This window comes from Streptomyces sp. NPDC057271 (assembly GCF_042668715.1).
GTDB lineage: Bacteria > Actinomycetota > Actinomycetes > Streptomycetales > Streptomycetaceae > Streptomyces.
In genome coordinates this window covers 65891-83214 of the sequence record NZ_JBHUYJ010000018.1, presented here as the reverse complement: position 1 = coordinate 83214, position 17324 = coordinate 65891, and the positions used below count along the sequence as shown (strand labels likewise).

21 protein-coding genes and 1 tRNA gene are annotated in these 17324 nt (G+C 70.8%); 18 read left to right on the top strand and 4 right to left on the bottom strand.

Annotation, left to right across the window (positions count from 1 at the left end; all coding sequences use genetic code 11):
• Positions 1–83: 83 nt before the first annotated feature.
• The gene (gene wrbA / locus ACFUJR_RS11950) at positions 84–692 is read right to left on the bottom strand and encodes an NAD(P)H:quinone oxidoreductase (protein WP_383170443.1); all 609 of its coding nucleotides are present in this window, start codon (positions 690–692) and stop codon (positions 84–86) included.
• Between the two features lie 173 nt (positions 693–865).
• Between wrbA and ACFUJR_RS11945 the strand changes: the two genes are divergently transcribed.
• Positions 866–1639 (top strand): TetR/AcrR family transcriptional regulator, encoded by a 774-nt coding sequence (locus ACFUJR_RS11945; protein WP_383170445.1) that lies wholly within the window; start codon positions 866–868, stop codon positions 1637–1639.
• On the opposite strand, the gene ACFUJR_RS11940 is transcribed toward ACFUJR_RS11945, so the two are convergent.
• A complete protein-coding gene (locus tag ACFUJR_RS11940; RefSeq protein ID WP_383170447.1) occupies positions 1599–2399 on the bottom strand; it encodes a TetR/AcrR family transcriptional regulator in 801 nt (266 codons plus the stop codon). The genes ACFUJR_RS11945 and ACFUJR_RS11940 overlap by 41 nt on opposite strands.
• A gap of 99 nt (positions 2400–2498) precedes the next feature.
• Between ACFUJR_RS11940 and ACFUJR_RS11935 the strand changes: the two genes are divergently transcribed.
• The 8 genes from ACFUJR_RS11935 to ACFUJR_RS11900 all read left to right on the top strand — a co-directional run bounded on the left by ACFUJR_RS11935 (position 2499) and on the right by ACFUJR_RS11900 (position 10622).
• Positions 2499–4799 (top strand): ATP-binding cassette domain-containing protein, encoded by a 2301-nt coding sequence (locus tag ACFUJR_RS11935; RefSeq protein ID WP_383170449.1) that lies wholly within the window; start codon positions 2499–2501, stop codon positions 4797–4799.
• A gap of 157 nt (positions 4800–4956) precedes the next feature.
• Positions 4957–5517 carry an RBBP9/YdeN family alpha/beta hydrolase gene (locus ACFUJR_RS11930; protein ID WP_383170451.1) on the top strand — a complete coding sequence of 187 codons (561 nt, stop codon included), beginning with the start codon at positions 4957–4959 and terminating at the stop codon, positions 5515–5517.
• Positions 5518–5612: 95 nt separating this feature from the next.
• Positions 5613–6758, top strand: a complete 1146-nt coding sequence (locus ACFUJR_RS11925; protein WP_383170453.1) for a hypothetical protein — start codon at positions 5613–5615, stop codon at positions 6756–6758.
• A 96-nt stretch (positions 6759–6854) separates the two neighbouring features.
• Positions 6855–7457 (top strand): HhH-GPD-type base excision DNA repair protein, encoded by a 603-nt coding sequence (locus ACFUJR_RS11920; RefSeq protein WP_383170455.1) that lies wholly within the window; start codon positions 6855–6857, stop codon positions 7455–7457.
• Positions 7458–7572: 115 nt separating this feature from the next.
• Complete coding sequence (locus tag ACFUJR_RS11915) at positions 7573–9135, top strand: M28 family metallopeptidase (RefSeq protein WP_383170457.1); 1563 nt, start codon at positions 7573–7575, stop codon at positions 9133–9135.
• 88 nt (positions 9136–9223) lie between these two features.
• The gene (locus tag ACFUJR_RS11910; RefSeq protein ID WP_383170491.1) at positions 9224–9349 is read left to right on the top strand and encodes a hypothetical protein; all 126 of its coding nucleotides are present in this window, start codon (positions 9224–9226) and stop codon (positions 9347–9349) included.
• Positions 9350–9586: 237 nt separating this feature from the next.
• Positions 9587–9883, top strand: coding sequence for a type II toxin-antitoxin system VapB family antitoxin (locus ACFUJR_RS11905; RefSeq protein WP_260230859.1), 297 nt, complete (start codon positions 9587–9589; stop codon positions 9881–9883).
• A gap of 106 nt (positions 9884–9989) precedes the next feature.
• Positions 9990–10622: a LytR C-terminal domain-containing protein gene (locus ACFUJR_RS11900; protein ID WP_383170458.1), complete on the top strand. Its 633-nt coding sequence runs from the start codon at positions 9990–9992 to the stop codon at positions 10620–10622.
• Between the two features lie 19 nt (positions 10623–10641).
• Here the strand turns inward: ACFUJR_RS11900 and upp are convergent, their stop codons facing one another.
• Complete coding sequence (upp, locus tag ACFUJR_RS11895; RefSeq protein WP_361435637.1) at positions 10642–11277, bottom strand: uracil phosphoribosyltransferase; 636 nt, start codon at positions 11275–11277, stop codon at positions 10642–10644.
• 86 nt (positions 11278–11363) lie between these two features.
• Here upp and ACFUJR_RS11890 point away from each other — a divergent pair, with 86 nt between their 5' ends.
• From ACFUJR_RS11890 to ACFUJR_RS11850, 9 genes are all read left to right on the top strand, one after another.
• Positions 11364–11576 (top strand): hypothetical protein, encoded by a 213-nt coding sequence (locus ACFUJR_RS11890; RefSeq protein ID WP_383170461.1) that lies wholly within the window; start codon positions 11364–11366, stop codon positions 11574–11576.
• A 215-nt stretch (positions 11577–11791) separates the two neighbouring features.
• Positions 11792–12319: a hypothetical protein gene (locus ACFUJR_RS11885; RefSeq protein WP_383170462.1), complete on the top strand. Its 528-nt coding sequence runs from the start codon at positions 11792–11794 to the stop codon at positions 12317–12319.
• A gap of 59 nt (positions 12320–12378) precedes the next feature.
• Positions 12379–12807, top strand: coding sequence for a tRNA adenosine(34) deaminase TadA (gene tadA, locus ACFUJR_RS11880; protein WP_383170489.1), 429 nt, complete (start codon positions 12379–12381; stop codon positions 12805–12807).
• A gap of 68 nt (positions 12808–12875) precedes the next feature.
• A tRNA-Ser gene (locus tag ACFUJR_RS11875) sits at positions 12876–12960 on the top strand.
• 380 nt (positions 12961–13340) lie between these two features.
• Entirely contained in the window at positions 13341–13505 is a 165-nt protein-coding gene (locus ACFUJR_RS11870) for a hypothetical protein (RefSeq protein ID WP_175439350.1), read from the top strand.
• A gap of 23 nt (positions 13506–13528) precedes the next feature.
• A complete protein-coding gene (locus ACFUJR_RS11865) occupies positions 13529–13822 on the top strand; it encodes a Dabb family protein (RefSeq protein ID WP_383170464.1) in 294 nt (97 codons plus the stop codon).
• Between the two features lie 190 nt (positions 13823–14012).
• On the top strand, positions 14013–14888 hold the full coding sequence (locus ACFUJR_RS11860; protein WP_383170466.1) for an RNA polymerase sigma factor SigF: 876 nt from the start codon (positions 14013–14015) through the stop codon (positions 14886–14888).
• Between the two features lie 235 nt (positions 14889–15123).
• The gene (locus tag ACFUJR_RS11855; protein WP_383170468.1) at positions 15124–16026 is read left to right on the top strand and encodes an RNA polymerase sigma factor SigF; all 903 of its coding nucleotides are present in this window, start codon (positions 15124–15126) and stop codon (positions 16024–16026) included.
• 50 nt (positions 16027–16076) lie between these two features.
• The gene (locus ACFUJR_RS11850) at positions 16077–16838 is read left to right on the top strand and encodes a hypothetical protein (RefSeq protein ID WP_383170470.1); all 762 of its coding nucleotides are present in this window, start codon (positions 16077–16079) and stop codon (positions 16836–16838) included.
• Here ACFUJR_RS11850 and ACFUJR_RS11845 read toward each other — a convergent pair.
• On the bottom strand, positions 16819–17220 hold the full coding sequence (locus tag ACFUJR_RS11845) for a hypothetical protein (protein WP_383170471.1): 402 nt from the start codon (positions 17218–17220) through the stop codon (positions 16819–16821). The two genes, ACFUJR_RS11850 and ACFUJR_RS11845, sit on opposite strands and share 20 nt — an antisense overlap.
• Positions 17221–17324 lie beyond the last annotated feature (104 nt).

Genomic DNA, 17324 nt, shown 5'->3' with positions numbered 1-17324 from the left:
CACCCACGTGGCGCGGGCCGGGCCTCCGTCGTACGGAGGCCCGGCCTTGGGAGGACGCGGAAGCGGGGCGTCGCCGCCGCGGGTCAGTCGGTCGCCAGACCCTTCAGCCGCTTGGCGATCTTCGCGAGGCGGGCGCCCTGGTAGCGGGCGGCCTGAAGGGTGTTCTCGTCCGGTGCGCCGTTCGCGGCGGGGTGCGAGGTGCCGTAGGGGTTGCCGCCCGCGGCGTAGACGGAGGCGTCCGTGTAGCCGGGGGAGACGATGACCGATCCCCAGTGGTGGAACGTGTTGTAGAGCGCCAGCAGCGTGGACTCGTTGCCTCCGTGAACGTTGTGGGCGCTTGTGAAGGCCGTCGCGGGCTTGTCCGCGAAGGCCCCGCGTGACCAGAGGCCGCCGGTCGTGTCGATGAACTGCTTCAGCTGGGCGGCGATGTTGCCGTACCGGGTCGGCGAGCCGAGCGCGTACGCGTCCGCCCACTCCAGGTCGTCGAGCGTGGCGGTCTCGACATCAGCGGTGGCCTCCACGTGGGCACGCCACGCCGGGTTGCCGTCGATGGCGGCATCGGGGGCGAGCTCGGCCACCCGACGCAGCCGGACCTCCGCGCCGGCCTTCTCGGCGCCTTCGGCGACGGCCTGGGCGAGCTGGTGCACGCTGCCGGTGGACGAGTAATAGATGACGGCGACCTTGACGGACATGGCGTACCCCTTCAACCGGATTCTCTTCCGCTTCGACATCGTGAGCGTAAGTGGATAGCCATCCACTTTGCAAGGGGGATCGCCGAACAACCGGATAGCGCTCCGTTATGCTCGATGGCAGGGGCCGACCGACGGGGATCGGAGCGAGCAGGCAGGCGGAGGCGGAGACGGACATGGCGAGCACGAAGGACACCACCGGAGCGGGCCGCGGACTACCGGCGGGCCAGAAGCCCGAGCCGACTCGTAACCCACCTGCGGGCCCCGCGCCCGGCGCCACGGCACCCGCACCCCAGCCCTCCGCCGCGCCCCAGGCCTCCGCCACCCCCCGGGTCCTCGGCGGTACACCCCCCGCCGTCACCCTGCTTCCCGCCGCCGGAGCGCCGGTCGTGGCCGAGCGGGCCGACGCCGCGCGGAACCGGCGCAAGATCCTCGACGCCGCCGCCCGGATCGTCGCCGAGGTGGGGCCCGAGGCCGTCACCATGAACCAGGTCGCCCACGCCAGCGGGATAGGAGTCGGCACCGTCTACCGGCGCTTCGGCGATGTCGCCCAGCTCCTGTGGGCACTCCTCGACGACCGGGAGCGCCAGTTCCAGGAGGCGTACCTGAGCGGCCCGCCGCCGCTCGGTCCCGGCGCTCCGGACGACGAGCGCCTGCGCGCCTTCCTCGACGCCCTCGTCGACCGGGTCATCGAGCAGCGCGAGCTGCTGCTCGCCGCCCAGGCCGCCGCTCCCAGTGCGCGCTACACCAGCGGGGCGTACCTCGCCATGCACACCCACGTCGCGATGCTGCTCTCCCGCCTCCGGTCCGAGGCCCGCCCCGCGCTCCTCGCGCATCTGCTGCTCGCCCCGTTCTCGCCGAGCCTGATGCATCACCTCACCGTCGAGCGCGCGCTCTCCGCCGAGGAGCTCAAGGCCGGGGTCGACGAGCTGCTGAACCTGGGGGGATGAGCGCCGCGAGTCCGTCCAGGACGCGCGCCAGACCGAAGGCGTAGGCGTGGCCGGGGCTGTACATGCCCTGGTACGCGACGGCCGCCGCCTCCCCCACCCGTGACGCCAGCGGGAACCGCTCCGCGTCGAACATCCGGGCCAGCAGCGGCGCGTGGGCGTCCCACCACTCGTGGTCGGACATCGCGCTCTCCCGGTCGACGGCCCGCGCGTCCAGCTCCGCACGGGCGGCGGACTGCACGAACCCGAGGAGATGCGTCAGCGCCGAGTCCATGGCCACGTCGTCGAGCCCCAGCCCCTCGAAGGCGCCGAGTTCGTGCTCGTACTTCGTCATCACCCCGGGCCCGAGCGGCGGCCGGTGGACCCGCAGTTCCGCCAGCCAGGGGTGGCGCAGATACAGCGCTCGGTTCTCGTCGGCGACCGCCGTCACCCGCTCCCGCCAGGACTCCTCCGGTACGAAGGTGGCCCGGGGCATCCGCTGGAAGACCAGGTCCAGCATCAGGTCGAGCAGCTCGGCCTTGCCGGGGACGTACGTGTAGAGGGTCATCGGGGTCACACCGAGGCGCTGCGCGACCGCGCGCATGGTGAGCGCGTCGAGCCCGCCCTCGTCGGCCAGGGCGATCGCCGCCTCGACGACCCCGTCGACGGTCAGCCCCTGCCGGGGTCCGCGCCGGCCCCCGGCGAGCGGTGGGGAACCGTCCCGCCACAGCAGTTCGAGAGTCCGCGCGGGATCACCCGCGCCGCTGCTCCGCTCCTTCGCCATGACACCCATTCTCGCAGGTCAGACCTAATTCCCATTACTTTGTACGCTGTATAGAGTAACGTGGCTACGGTACTGGGACCACCATCGGAGGGCGCAGCCATGACCACCCCCGCCGCAGCGGACAACCACCACGTCATCCAGGTCCGCGGGGCCCGCGAGAACAACCTCAGGAACGTCGACGTCGACCTCCCGAAGCGCCGCCTCACCGTCTTCACCGGCGTCTCCGGCTCCGGAAAGTCCTCGCTCGTCTTCGGCACGATCGCCGCCGAGTCGCAGCGCCTGATCAACGAGACCTACAGCGCCTTCCTCCAGTCCTTCATGCCGGCCCTCGGCCGCCCGGACGTGGACGGACTGCACAACCTCAGCGCCGCGATCGTCGTCGACCAGGAGCGGATGGGCGCCAACTCCCGCTCCACGGTGGGCACGGCGACCGACGCGTACACGATGCTGCGCATCGTCTTCAGCCGTCTCGGCACCCCGCACGTCGGCACCTCCGGCGCCTTCAGCTTCAACCTGCCCGAGGGCATGTGCCCGCGCTGCGAGGGCGTCGGCCAGGTCACCGACATCGACGTCGACGAGCTGGTCGACCGGACCAGGTCCCTCAACGAGGGCGCCATCACCGTGCCGGGGTACGCCGTCGACTCCTGGATGTGGCAGATCATGGCCCAGTCCGGCTTCTACGACCCCGACAAGAAGCTGGCGGACTTCGCCGAGCAGGAGTGGGAGGACTTCCTCCACAGGCCGTCCTGCAAGGTGAAGGTCGGCAGCACCAACTTCACCTACGAGGGTCTGGTGGTGAAGCTCCAGCGGACCGTCCTCTCCAAGGACCGGGACGCCATGCAGGCCCACATCCGCGCCTTCGTGGACCGGGCCGTCGTCTTCCGCACCTGCCCCGAGTGCGAGGGCACCCGCCTCACGCGGGCCGCGCTCTCCTCCCGTATCGACGGTGTGAACATCGCCGAGTGCTCGGCGATGCAGATCAGCGACCTCGCCCGGTTCGTGCGCCGGCTCGAGGACCCTTCCCCAGGCTCTTCGAGCGGGGGACACCCCAACGTCGCCCCGCTCCTCGCCGGTCTGCGCGAACTGCTCGACTCCCTGGTCGAGATCGGGCTCGGCTACCTCAGCCTGGACCGGGCCTCCGGCACCCTCTCGGGCGGCGAGGCGCAGCGCGTGAAGATGGTGCGCCACCTCGGCTCCTCCCTCACCGACGTCACGTACGTCTTCGACGAGCCCACCACCGGACTGCACCCGCACGACATCCGCCGTATGAACGACCTGCTGCTGCGGCTGCGCGACAAGGGCAACACCGTCCTGGTCGTGGAGCACAAGCCGGAGGTCATCGAGATCGCCGACCACGTCGTCGACCTCGGCCCGCGCGCCGGGACGAACGGCGGCGAGATCTGCTACTCCGGCGACGTGCCGGGCCTGCGCGCCTCCGGGACGCTGACCGGCGAGCACCTCACGCACCGGGCGAAGCTCCGCCCCGAGGTACGGCCCCGCACCGGCGCGCTCTCCATCACGGGCGCGACGCAGCACAACCTCCGGAACGTCAGCGTCGAGATCCCGACCGGCGTCCTGACCGTCGTCACGGGCGTCGCCGGCTCCGGCAAGTCGTCCCTGATCCACGGGAACCTGCCGGGCCGGGAAGGGGTCGTCGTCGCCGACCAGTCCCCCATCCGTGGCTCGCGCCGCTCGAACCCGGCGACGTACACGGGACTGCTCAACCCGATCCGTACCGCCTTCGCCAAGGCCAACGGGGTCAAGGCGGCGCTCTTCAGCGCCAACTCGGAGGGCGCCTGCCCGAAGTGCAACGGCCTCGGGCTCGTCTACACCGACCTCGCGATGATGGCGGGCGTCGCCTCGGTCTGCGAGGAGTGCGAGGGGAAGCGCTTCACCAGCGAGGTGCTCGCCTACACGCTCGACGGCAGGAACATCCACGAGGTCCTGTCGATGTCCGTCGAGGAGGCGTACGACTTCTTCACGGCGAAGGGCCAGGCCCGGACGATCCTCGGCCGCCTGAAGGACGTCGGCCTCGGCTACCTCCGTCTCGGCCAGCCCCTGAACACCCTCTCGGGCGGCGAGCGCCAGCGCCTGAAGCTGGCGATCCACATGGCCGAGAAGGGCGCGGTCTACGTCCTCGACGAGCCGACGACCGGCCTCCACCTGGCCGACGTCGACCAGCTCCTCGCCCTCCTGGACCGGCTGGTCGAGGCGGGCAACACGGTCGTGGTCATCGAGCACCACCAGGCGGTCATGGCCCACGCCGACTGGCTGATCGACCTCGGTCCGGGCGCGGGCCACGACGGCGGCCTGATCGTCTTCGAGGGCACGCCGTCGGACCTGGTCGAGAAGGGCGACACGCTGACGGCGCGCCATCTGCGGGAGTACGTGGGCGCCTGAGCCCCGCCGTGGGGCGGGGGGCCACCGACACGCCTCCCGCACCCGCGGGCCTGAGCCCCACCATGGCGCAGGGGGGCCACCCGCCGCGTCCGGGCTCACCGTCCACACCCTGGAACGATCTGGACCCGGCCCCCGGCCGCGGCGCACCATCACGCCCATGGCGACCTTCCTCATCCTGCACGGCTTCCAGAACCACCGCCCGCCCGGCCACTGGCACCACTGGCTCGCCGGACAGCTCGCCGAACGCGGGCACGAGGTGCGCTACCCGCAGCTGCCCGAGCCGGACGCACCCGTGCTGGAGGACTGGACGGCGGCGCTGCACGCGCAGCTCCACCGTCCCGCCGAGGGCGAGTTCGTCGTGATCGCGCACAGCCTCTCCGTCCTCCTCTGGCTGCGAGCCGCCTCGCCCGACGTCGACCGGGTCCTGCTCGTCGCCCCGCCCTCCCCCGCGGTGACGGCCTCGATCCCGGAGATCGCCGCGTTCGCCGAAGGGCTCGACCTCGACTCCGTACGGCTCAAGGCGCCGGCGCGGCTCGTCTACGCCGCCGGGGACCCCTACTGCCCCGAGGGCGCCGACGTCCCCTACGGCACCCCGCTCGGCCTCGACATGGACCTGATCCCGGGCGGCGAGCACCTCACCCCGGACTCCGGGTACGGCGCGTGGCCGTCGGTCCTCCAGTGGTGCGAGAACCCGGAGACCAGGCTCGGCCCCCGGTAGAACCGGCAGAGGGCCGGGACCGGCCGTCGCTCTCCCGGGCGAACCGTCACGGAGTCCACCCGCGGCCCCGTGAGTGCTGCCTAGGGTGGCGAGCCATGAGGTGGTTCAACAGGGCAGGAGCAGTCGAGAACGCCGTCGTCGCCGGGCAGATGCGGAGCTTCTTCAGAGGGCTGTCCGCGAAGACCCGCAAGGACCCCCGGCTGGTGGCCCAGGCGTACGGCGAGCATCTCTTCCACCGGCGGCGGCGCAGGCTCGTGGACCAGAAGCGCTTCGCCGCCTCGCGCTTCCATGTCGGCATCGGCGTCGCGTCCGACGACTTCGCCGACCTGACCAAGCGGGCCGTGCTCGTCTCGGACACCCTGCTGCTCTCCCACAACCGGTCGAGCCACCGCCACTACGTGCGGCAGCTCTCGAGCAGCGGCTCGTTCATTCCCCGGACCGAGGAGGAGGACCGCTCGGGCGTCCTGCCCACCGGGACGAGCACGACGGTGGACCTGTACATGCACTGCCCGGACCCGGAACGGCTGGGCCGCTGGCTGCTGCAGACCGAACCGTTGCTGCGCGCGGGCTGCGCCTGGTACCTCCCCACGTACTCGATGTCCCGTCACACCACCCACTACGGATACGCGGGGGAGCCGATCGACCCCACCTATGAGCATCACTCCGACCCTGTGACGGAATCCGCCGTGCCGGGCCTGCTCGACTTCGCGGCCACCGGGCGCCGGGTCGTCGCCCAGAGCCACACCCCCGCCGTGCTCAGCCAGCTCGTGATCCCGGTCGTCGAGGAACTGGAACTGCCCTTCATCGACGGTGTCTCGCTGGAGCAGTTCAGCGAGATCACCGTCGGGGAGTTCGACGCCTACCGGGCCCATCGCGGATGGATGCGGATGGAGCTGGCCAACGTCGACAGCGCGCTCGACGCGGAAGCGCGGCAGAAGGAGCTGATGAAGATCGGCCTCCGGATGCAGGACGGAGTCCGGGGCATGCAGGCCCAGATGAACCAGGTCCGCCGCAAACGGGCCGTCGCCGTGACCGGCGCGGTCGTCGGCACGGTCACGGCCAGCCTGGTCGCCGTCTACGGCCCCGCCTTCCAGTCGGCGCTCACGGCCGTCGTGGGCGGGGCGGCCGGCGGGCTGTGGGGGGCGTTCCAGGCGGGGGCCGACAACAGCCCGCGCACGCTCCGCGAGAACTCCTGGTACTACGTCTGGACGCTCTCGCGCACGGCCGACCGGAACCCCTGACACGGGTGACGGCCGTGTGCGCGCCCGAGCCCGGGCCCGTGACCGGATCGGCTGTCAGGCCGTGCGGGGAGAGCGCTCGGGCGCGATCATCGAATCATGACCACCGAGATCCACCTCGCCCAGCAGCCCGAGGCCGACGAGCTGCTCGGCCGTTCACCGCTCGCCGCGCTCGTCGGCATGCTGCTCGACCAGCAGGTGCCCATGGAGTGGGCGTTCTCCGGGCCGTACACGATCGCGCAGCGGCTCGGCGCGGACGATCTCGACGCGGGGCAGATCGCCGCGTACGACCCCGAGGCCTTCGGCGCGCTGCTCTCCGCGAAGCCCGCCGTGCACCGCTATCCGGGGTCGATGGCCAAGCGGATCCAGCAGCTCTGCCAGTTCCTCGTCGACGAGTACGGCGGTGACGCCGAGGCCGTCTGGGCGGACGCGGGGAGCGGGGCGGAGCTGCTCGCGCGGCTGAAGGCGCTGCCCGGTTTCGGGGTGCAGAAGGCGCAGATCTTCCTGGCGCTGCTCGGCAAGCGGTACGGCGTCCGGCCCACCGGTTGGCGGGAGGCGGCGGGGGCGTACGGGGAGCAGGGCTCGTACCGTTCGGCGGCCGACATCACCGGTCCGGAGTCGCTGGCGAAAGTTCGTGCCTTCAAGCAGGAGGCGAAGGCCGCCGCAAAGGCGGCGAAAGCACAGAAATCAGCCGGGAATTGAACGCTCCGAATGTCAATCCTGCTAAATCCGACATGAATTGTGCCGGAGCTGTTCACAGGAGCCATCAGAGATCGCTAACTTCCCCTCAACCTCGTCCGAATCGGGAAGGACCTCTGTGAACGCATCCTCTCGCAGAGCCGCGGCCACCCTGGCCGCAGCCGCACTCGCGACCCCGCTCCTGCTGGCCACCGCCTCCCCCGCCACCGCCACCGCGGACCCGGGGGCCAAGCCCGCCCGGGACGCAGCGCAGCTGGCGAAGAAGCTGGTCCGCGAGACGTCCGGCAAAGACGCCTACAAGCACCTGCAGAAGTTCCAGGCGATAGCCGACTCGGCCGGCGGGCACCGCGCGGCCGGATCGCTCGGGCACGACGCCTCGGCGGCGTACGTCTACCAGCAGCTGAAGAAGGCCGGCTACAACGTCTCGTACCAGAAGTTCGACTTCCTCTACACGCAGACGCTGGCCGAGAAGGCGTCGGTCGTCTCCCCCGCGCCGCGTGACATCGCGATCTCGGCGATGACGTACACGAAGTCGACCCCCGTCGGCGGCATCAAGGCCGACCTCGCCGCCGTCCCGGTCGACGCGGACGGCACGACCGGCTGTGAGCCGGGCGACTTCGCGTCGGGCACGTTCACCGGCAAGATCGCGCTGGTCAAGCGCGGTGGCTGCACCTTCGCCGCCAAGCAGGAGAACGCCGCCGCGGCCGGTGCCGTCGGCGCGATCATCTACAACAACACCGACGGCGCCCTCTCCGGCACCCTCGGCGACCCGGCCGCCGGCAAGATCCCGACGGGCGGCGTCACCCAGGCCGAGGGCGAGAAGCTCGCCGCGGACCTGGCCAAGGGGCCGGTGAACATCTCGTTCGAGATCCGCCAGCTCCAGGAGAAGCGTTCCACCAACAACGTCATCGCGGAGACGAAGCGCGGCAACGCGGCCAACACCGTGATGCTCGGCTCGCACCTGGACTCGGTGACCGCGGGCCCCGGCATCAACGACAACGGCTCCGGCTCCGCCGGTCTGCTCCAGGCCGCCCTGGAGCTCGCCGAGTCGAAGGCCAAGGTCCGCAACAAGGTCCGCTTCGCGTGGTGGTCGGCGGAGGAGAACGGGCTGCTCGGCTCCGAGCACTACGTCGCGAACATGAGCGAGCTGGACAAGAAGGAAGTCAAGCTCTACCTCAACTTCGACATGATCGCCTCGCCGAACTACGGTCTGTTCGTCTACGACGGCGACGACTCCGACAACGTCGGCGCGGGCGCCGGTCCCGAGGGCTCCGCCCAACTGGAGCGGGACATCACCGACTTCATGGACAGGCGCGGTCTGCCGCACGAGGGCACCGACTTCACTGGCCGCTCGGACTACGGCCCGTTCATCGAGATCGGCATCCCCTCCGGCGGCACGTTCACCGGCGCCGAGGGCATCAAGACGGCCGCGCAGGCGGCCAAGTTCGGCGGGACGGCGGGTGTCGCGTACGACGTGAACTACCACGCGGCCGGTGACGACCTGTCGAACATCAACATGACGGCCTTCGACGCCAACATCGACGTCATCGCCAACGCCGTGGGCACGTACGCCCACGACATCAGCTCCCTGAAGCGCCCGGTCGTCACCGTCCCGACGGAGGGCGACGCGGGCAGCGGCGGCGGCCTCCACGAGGACCACGACCACGAGGTCACGGAGTAGCACGGAGCAACTCCGGAGCACCACGGCACGAAGGGCGGGGCGGGAGAGACATCCCGCCCCGCCCCGTCCCTATCGCCTCCGCCGTGCCGTGCCGAAGAGCGACCTGGAGATCTCCCGCCCCAACCGCGCCGGCGACGTGAACACGCCGCTGTCCACCACCTGCCCGACGAGCGACTCGTCCTCCTTCGGCGGCCGCGTCCGCCGTGCCGGTTGAGCATCGGCAGCGGGACGCGGATACCCGCGTCCGGGTGACATTCCCCGTCCCACAGCAGCGCGCCCAGCTCCAGCGCCGGTCCCGAGAAGGCGTACCCCGCCGCGATCTCGCCGGTCGGGGACTGCTCACTCACGCTCATGACAGGACCCCTAGCTCCGGAATCGTGGCGGTTTGCCCCAGCAAGGCACCGGCCCCGCGTGGCTGCGCCGGGAGCCGCTTGCCCGGTAGGCTTTCCGTGTGATCTTCAAGCGCATCGGACAAGGCCGGCCGTACCCCGACCACGGCCGGGAAAGCACCCGGCAGTGGGCGGACGTCGCCCCGCGCCCGGTCCGTCTCGACCAGCTGGTCACCACGAAGGGCCAGCTGGACCTGGAGACGCTGCTCGCCGAGGACTCCACGTTCTACGGCGACCTCTTCGCGCACGTCGTGAAGTGGCGGGGCGACCTCTACCTCGAGGACGGACTACACCGCGCGGTGCGCGCGGCGCTCCAGCAGCGCCAGGTACTGCACGCCCGCGTCCTGGAGATGGACTAGCGCCGACGCGCCGCTCTGACCCTTTCGGGGGCTCTGCCCGTCCATCCGGACGCGATCACATGATCGTCAAGTATCCAACCTCGACGGACGGCATTACGCTGCGTCCATGAGCATGCTCACTCCCCCCGGAATGGGCGGAAAATACCGCATCACGGGCGACAAGTACCCCCGTATGCGCCGCCCCCGGCACCGTCGCAGGATCGTCCTCGCGGCCGCGGCCGCCGTGGTCGTGCTCGGCGCGGCCGGGTGGGGGACCGTGCAGCTTGTCGACGTGTTCTCCGGCGGTGACGAGGACACGAAGACGACGGCCGGTCACCGCACCGACTGCAAGCCCGCCCCCAAGCCGACGACGGCACCCGTCGCCGCGCTGCCCAAGCCCGCTCAGATCACGGTGAACGTCTACAACGCGACCCCGCGCAGCGGGCTCGCGAAGGCGACCGCCGACGAGCTCAAGAAGCGCGGCTTCCTCATCGGCAAGATCGGCAACGCCCCCGCCGCGTACGACAAGAAGGTCGCCGGCGCCGGGGTCCTGCTCGGTGCTCCCGGGGCGACCAAGGGCGCGTTCCCGGTCCTCGGCACGCAGCTGAAGGGCATCACGACGAAGACGGACACCCGCGCGACCGCGGACGTGGACCTGATCATCGGGACGGCCTTCAAGAACCTGGACCCCAAAGCGACGGCGGACGCGGCCCTGGTCGCTCTGAACAAGCCCAAGGCCCCGCCCGCCGGGAAGTGCTGAAGGTCCGCCGTCCGCTCGGCTAGTCGGCCGTGCCGTACATGCGGTCGCCCGCGTCGCCGAGGCCCGGGACGATGTACCCGTGCTCGTTCAGGCGCTCGTCGACCGAGGCCGTCACGACGGTCACCGGCGTGCCCGCCAGCTCGCGCTCCATGATCTCGACGCCCTCGGGGGCGGCGAGCAGCACGACCGCGGTGACATCGTCCGCACCGCGCTTGATGAGCTCCCTGATCGCGGCGACGAGCGTGCCGCCGGTCGCCAGCATCGGGTCCAGGACGTACACCTGGCGGCCCGAGAGGTCCTCCGGCATCCGCGTCGCGTAGGTCGACGCCTCCAGCGTCTCCTCGTTGCGGATCATGCCGAGGAAGCCCACCTCGGCGGTCGGGAGCAGCCGGACCATGCCGTCGAGCATGCCGAGGCCGGCGCGGAGGATCGGGACCACCAGCGGCCGCGGGTACGACAGCTTCACGCCGGTCGTCGGCGTGACGGGGGTCTCGATGTCGACCTGCTCGGTCCGCACGTCCCTGGTGGCCTCGTAGGCGAGCAGGGTGACCAGCTCGTCGGCGAGCCGGCGGAAGGTCGGGGAGTCGGTGCGCTTGTCGCGCAACGTGGTGAGCTTGTGGGCGACCAGCGGGTGATCGACGACGTGGAGACGCATGGTCACACAGTAGCCCGCACTGGCATCAACCCATGCCCTGGAGGGAAGGTGGGGGCACAGGACCCAGTCGTGGGGTGGTGTGGCCCATGCCCGACCCGGCAGACCCGGCGCAGCCGGAGGACGCCAGGAACCAGGGCGGCGAGAAGCCGCCCGAGACGGACGCGGAGCGCCGCAGGCGCCGCGCCCAGTTCCTGCGCGAGCTGCACGAGGCGAAGGCGCTCCGCGACCGTGTACAGCCCCGGCGCGCGCGGGCGGCCCGGATGCGCCAGCAGATGCGGATGCGGACCTTTCGCTGGTGAGGGCCACGGCGCCGGGCCGGCGCCGTGCGCCTCCCGTGCGCCGGTCCGTGCGCCGGGTCTGCGCACCCACCCGATGGGCGTCCGGATCAGACTGATGCACGACGCAAGAGCCGAAGACCTCTCCTGAAGCCGCTGTTTCTGCCACGATGCCGATTGGGCGGGGCATCGGAAGCGCGCCGCCGGATCGTTCACCTCTGATCAGTGGGAGAGTCACGGTGTACTTCGCCGCACTGCTCGCGCGCACCGAAGACGGGTGGGAAGCGAGCGACACAGAGCTCGACGACGTGGAGACCCTGTCGGATCTGATCGATCTGGCCCGCGAGGCCTCGATCGACGACGACACGGTGATCGTCTTCATCGAACAGGAGGACGCCTGGTTCGGCGTCCTGCGGATCGAGGGCGAGGACGACCCTCGCATCTACGTGTCGGACGGGGCGGCCGCCGCCCGCTCCTCGTACGGGGAGATCCTCACCAAGGAGATCCTCGGGGACGACCTGGACGACGCCGACACCCTGGACGACCTGAACCTCGACGGCACGGAGGACGGCGAGCCTCTGGACCGCGACGACGAGGAGGAGGAGGGTGCGTCCGTCGACGCGGTGCCCGCCGCACCGGTCGGCGACCGGCTGCTCCTCGCGGACCTCGGCATGTCCGAGAGCCAGCTGCAGGAGCTCGACAGCGACGCGCTCGCCGAGATCGCGGACGCGCTGGGCGCCGCGGAGGTTCTGGAGACCGTGCGCTAGTGACCGAAGCGGTACCCGATCCCGATCCCGATCCCGTCCGGGACCCCTGGCGGGAGTCCATGCGCCTCGCCCTCGCCGAGGCCGAGAAGGCGGCGTCGGCCGGTGACGTACCGGTCGGCGCGGTCGTGCTGTCCCCGGACGGCACGGTCCTCGCCCTCGGGCACAACGAGCGCGAGGCGACCGGCGACCCCACCGCCCACGCCGAGGTCCTGGCCCTGCGCCGGGCCGCGGCGCGGACCGGGGAGTGGCGGCTGACCGGCTGCACGCTCGTCGTGACCCTGGAGCCCTGCGTGATGTGCGCCGGCGCGCTCGTGCAGTCCAGGGTCGACCGGCTGGTGTTCGGCGCGCTCGACGAGAAGGCGGGCGCGTCCGGTTCGCTCTGGGATCTCGTACGGGACCGGCGGCTGAACCACCGTCCCGAGGTGATCCACGGCGTCCTCGGCGAGGAGTGCTCGGCGCAGCTCACGGCCTTCTTCCGGACCCGCTGACCCCTTCGCCGACCTGCGCGGAGATACGGATTTCATCGCGGGGGCCTCTTTGGGCTAAGCTCTCTCTCGGTAGCGTGTCCGAGCGGCCGAAGGAGCTCGCCTCGAAAGCGAGTGTGGCGCAAGTCACCGAGGGTTCAAATCCCTCCGCTACCGCTGATAGATGAAGGGTCGGTCCCGAAAGGGACCGGCCCTTCGTCTCGTTTCCGGCCCATCCCGGTTGCCGTACAACCCACGCGCCCGGCCGACGGTCCGGATCCCCGCGCACGCCGGCACCCCCACCTCCGCCCTCCACGACTTCGACAACGACGGCCCGGCCGACCCGCCGGGCCGGGCCGGTGCCTCGACCCCGGCGGCTTCCCGCCGGATCCGCCGGGCTCGACATCCATGCTGCTCCGCCGTCACCCTTCCGGGAGGGGCGGCAAAGCACCCCGATCACCAGGCCCTTGGTCCATAAAGGTCCGGTGAAGTGGCTGAAGTGGCTCGGTTAGACTCACGCGTCCACGCAGGGGTGCAGACAGGGGAGGGCGCGGCAGATGGCGCAAGCGAAGAAGGTCGCGCTCTACGCGCTCGTGGTCTTCGTGCTGTACACGATCATCAATTCCCCGGACAGGGCGGCCGATCTCGTCCAGGTAGGGTTCGAGGGCATATCGTCCGCCGCACAGGGCGTCGGCGAGTTCATGACCGAGCTCGTCAACTAGAACCACCGACGAGGAGTCCTGCTGTGATCCGCCATCTGGTCCTGTTCAAGCTCAACGAGGGCATCACGAAGGACGACCCGCGTGCCGTCGCCGCCGCCGAGGCGTTCGACGGGCTGGAGAAGGAGATCCCGGAGCTGGGCTTCTGGGAGTGCGGCTGGAACATCTCCGAGCGGCCGATCGCGTACGACTTCGCCATCAACTCGGCGGTCGAGGACACCGATGCGCTCCAGCGCTACCTGGACCACCCCGCCCACCAGGCCGGCGTCGCGCTGTGGCGCGAGATCGCCACGTGGGTGATCGCGGACTACGCGTTCTAGACACGTTCGGCTCTTTTCGGAAGGCCTCCCGCCGTCATGGCGGGGGGCCTTCCGGCTGTCTGCGTCCACCCCGACGCCGTCAACACGTAGCTATGCGGTGCTTGCACACAGTGGACATGTCTTGTGATGCTATGACCGCTTTTGACGGATGAGTTGACCGTAGTTGACCAGCAAAAGGGGTGGCGTGAACGTGCCGGCCAGTACAGCGCCTCAGGTCCCGCCCCAGAACGAGGCCGGCGACCCGGACACCCCACGCCCCCGACCCCAGAGCCACCGGCCCCAGAGCACCCGCCCCCAGAGCACCCGCGGCGCCGACACCCGCGCGCTCACCCAGGTGCTCTTCGGGCAGCTCAAGGGCCTTGAGCCGGGCAGCCCGGAACACGACCGCGTCCGAGGGGCGCTGATCGAGGCGAACCTCCCGCTCGTGCGGTACGCGGCGGCCCGCTTCCGCTCCCGCAACGAGCCCATGGAGGACGTCGTCCAGGTCGGAACCATCGGCCTGATCAACGCCATCGACCGCTTCGACCCGGACCGCGGCGTGCAGTTCCCGACGTTCGCCATGCCCACCGTCGTCGGCGAGATCAAGCGGTACTTCCGCGACAACGTCCGCACCGTGCACGTGCCGCGCCGCCTCCACGAGCTCTGGGTCCAGGTCAACGGGGCCACCGAGGACCTCACCACGGCCCACGGCCGCTCCCCCACCACCGCCGAGATCGCCGAGCGCCTGAAGATCGGCGAGGACGAGGTACTGGCCTGCATCGAGGCCGGGCGCTCGTACCACGCCACCTCCCTGGAGGCGGCCCAGGAGGGTGACGGACTGCCCGGACTGCTCGACCGGCTCGGTTACGAGGACCCCGCGCTCGCCGGGGTCGAACACCGGGATCTGGTACGGCATCTCCTCGTCCAGCTTCCCGAGCGCGAGCAACGGATCCTGATGCTCCGCTACTACAGCAATCTGACGCAGTCCCAGATCAGCCAGGAGCTGGGCGTCTCGCAGATGCATGTGTCAAGACTCCTCGCCCGGAGCTTCGCCCGATTGAGATCCGCAAACAGGATCGAGGTGTAACCGAAACGGGTAGACCGGTTCGGAGCAGTTCCACGGCGGCCCAAATGCCGTACACCCCTTGTTTCCTGCGGATATTCACCCACTCCATGTCGACAAGTCACTACAGCGTGTTGCCGACATGTGACATTCTGCTGGAACCGCGTTTGCCGCAGCCCCGCCTCCGGTATTCAGGTGGAGGCTGCGTTCCTCCGATGGTCGTGGCCGCCGCGACCGTCCGCGACCTCAAGGGGGTGGCATGTCCGCAGAACAGGGCAGCTCGAAGGTGCTCACGCTCACGCCCGCGCAGACGCATGTACCGATGCCGGTCCAGCCGACGGCCGAGAGTGCCGAGCCCGCCGCGCCGCTTGTTGTCATGCCGGAAGCCATCGACACCCGCACGCTCTCCCGTTCCCTCTTCCTGCGGCTGCGCGCCCTGGACGACGCCGGCGCCGCCGCGGACAGCCCGGAGCGGACGTACGTCCGCGACACCCTCATCGAGCTCAACCTGCCGCTCGTGCGGTACGCGGCGGCCCGCTTCCGCTCCCGCAACGAGCCCATGGAGGACATCGTCCAGGTCGGCACGATCGGCCTGATCAAGGCCATCGACCGGTTCGACTGCGAACGAGGCGTGGAGTTCCCGACGTTCGCGATGCCGACGGTCGTCGGCGAGATCAAGCGCTTCTTCCGCGACACCTCGTGGTCGGTGCGCGTCCCGCGCCGGCTCCAGGAGCTGCGGCTCGCCCTGACGAAGGCCAGCGACGAACTCGCCCAGAAGCTCGACCGCTCGCCGACCGTCCCCGAACTCGCCGCCGTGCTCGGGGTGTCGGAGGAGGACGTCGTCGACGGCCTCGCGGTCGGCAACGCGTACACCGCCTCCTCGCTCGACTCCCCCTCCCCGGAGGACGACGGCGGCGAGGGCTCGCTCGCGGACCGGCTCGGGTACGAGGACGCGGCGCTCGAAGGCGTCGAGTACCGCGAGTCGCTGAAGCCCCTGCTCGCCAAACTCCCGCCCCGGGAGCGGCAGATCATCATGCTGCGCTTCTTCGCCAACATGACGCAGTCGCAGATCGGCGAGGAGGTCGGCATCTCGCAGATGCACGTCTCGCGGCTCCTGACGAGGACGCTGGCACAGCTTCGCCAGGGCCTCATCGACGACTGAAGTTCGCCGTTCCGGTTCCCAACTGACATGGCGTCAGCAACACTGACGCCATGCGGCGACAGAGGTCACTTCTGACGGTGGTCGCGCTCTGCCTCGGCGGAGCGCTGACCGCGTGCGGCGGCGGCGAGGGCGAGGGCTACGCGGCGGTCGGCGCGGGCTCCGGCCCGAAGGACGCGGTACGGCCATCGGGGTCGGTCACACTGTTCCCCCTGGACTCCCCGTCGGCGAGCGGTACGACATCGAGTACGTCGTCCCCCTCACCGCGCCCCCCGGGCACGACCCCCGGCCCGACCCCGGTACCGTCCACCGGCGGTACGGGCGCGGGCGGTACGGGCACGGGCGGGGACACAGGCACGGACGCAGGTACGGGTACGGGAACGGGAACGACCCCCGGAACCCCGCGCCCCGGGACGGCACCCGCCCGGCCGGGCACGACCCCGCCGCGCACCACGACGGCGCCGGCCCCGGGCACGACGACCACCCCACCACCGGCGACCCCCGCCACCCCCGCCGCGCTCACCCTCTCCGCCCCGGTCCTCGCGGACGCCGACAAGCGGTGGTGCGAGCGCGTGACGGTCACCTTCCGCAACACGGGCGGTACGGCCGCCACTTCGGGCACGGTCACCTTCGCCACCCACATCATCGGCGCCCTGGGCGTCGACTGGGCGACGATCGAATCGGCCCAGCCCCTGCCGGCCCCGATCGCCGCGGGAGCGGCCAGGACGCAGACGTACACGGTCTGCGTGGACTCCTGGAGGGTTCCGCTCGGCATGCACGTCGACACCCAGAGGGTCACGGCGACGTGGAAGTGACCGGAGGACCGTCCACGGCGTGATGCTCGCTACGGTGCCGGCGCATCAGCACGTTGGCATCGGTCTCCGCGCTCCAGTCGAACCGGACACGCGCCGCCGTCCGCCGCGCGGCGAGCTCCGCGCAGTCCGCGCACCCCGGCACGGGAACGGGCGGCCGGCTCAGCTCGTACTCCGCCTCCGCGCGCTCGTTCGCGGCCCGCACGCCCGCGCTGAGCCGCTCGGCGGCCGTGGCGGGCCGCACCCGCGCCGGATCGGCCTGCCACTCCCGCCCGCCCCCGACGGGCCGCAACATGGCGTACGGCCCCGCCTCGCCCCGGTACTCGCCCACCTTGCGGGCGGCGGGATCGTAGACGAACCCTCCGCACTCCATCTGCCCTGCCATTCCACAGCTCCTCACCCGATCGGGCGACTACTCTCAGTGGCTAAAGCGTTGCTCAATGGAGAGGGCGGCCACAACGCTCGACGCGTGCCAAGGGCCCACTGTCA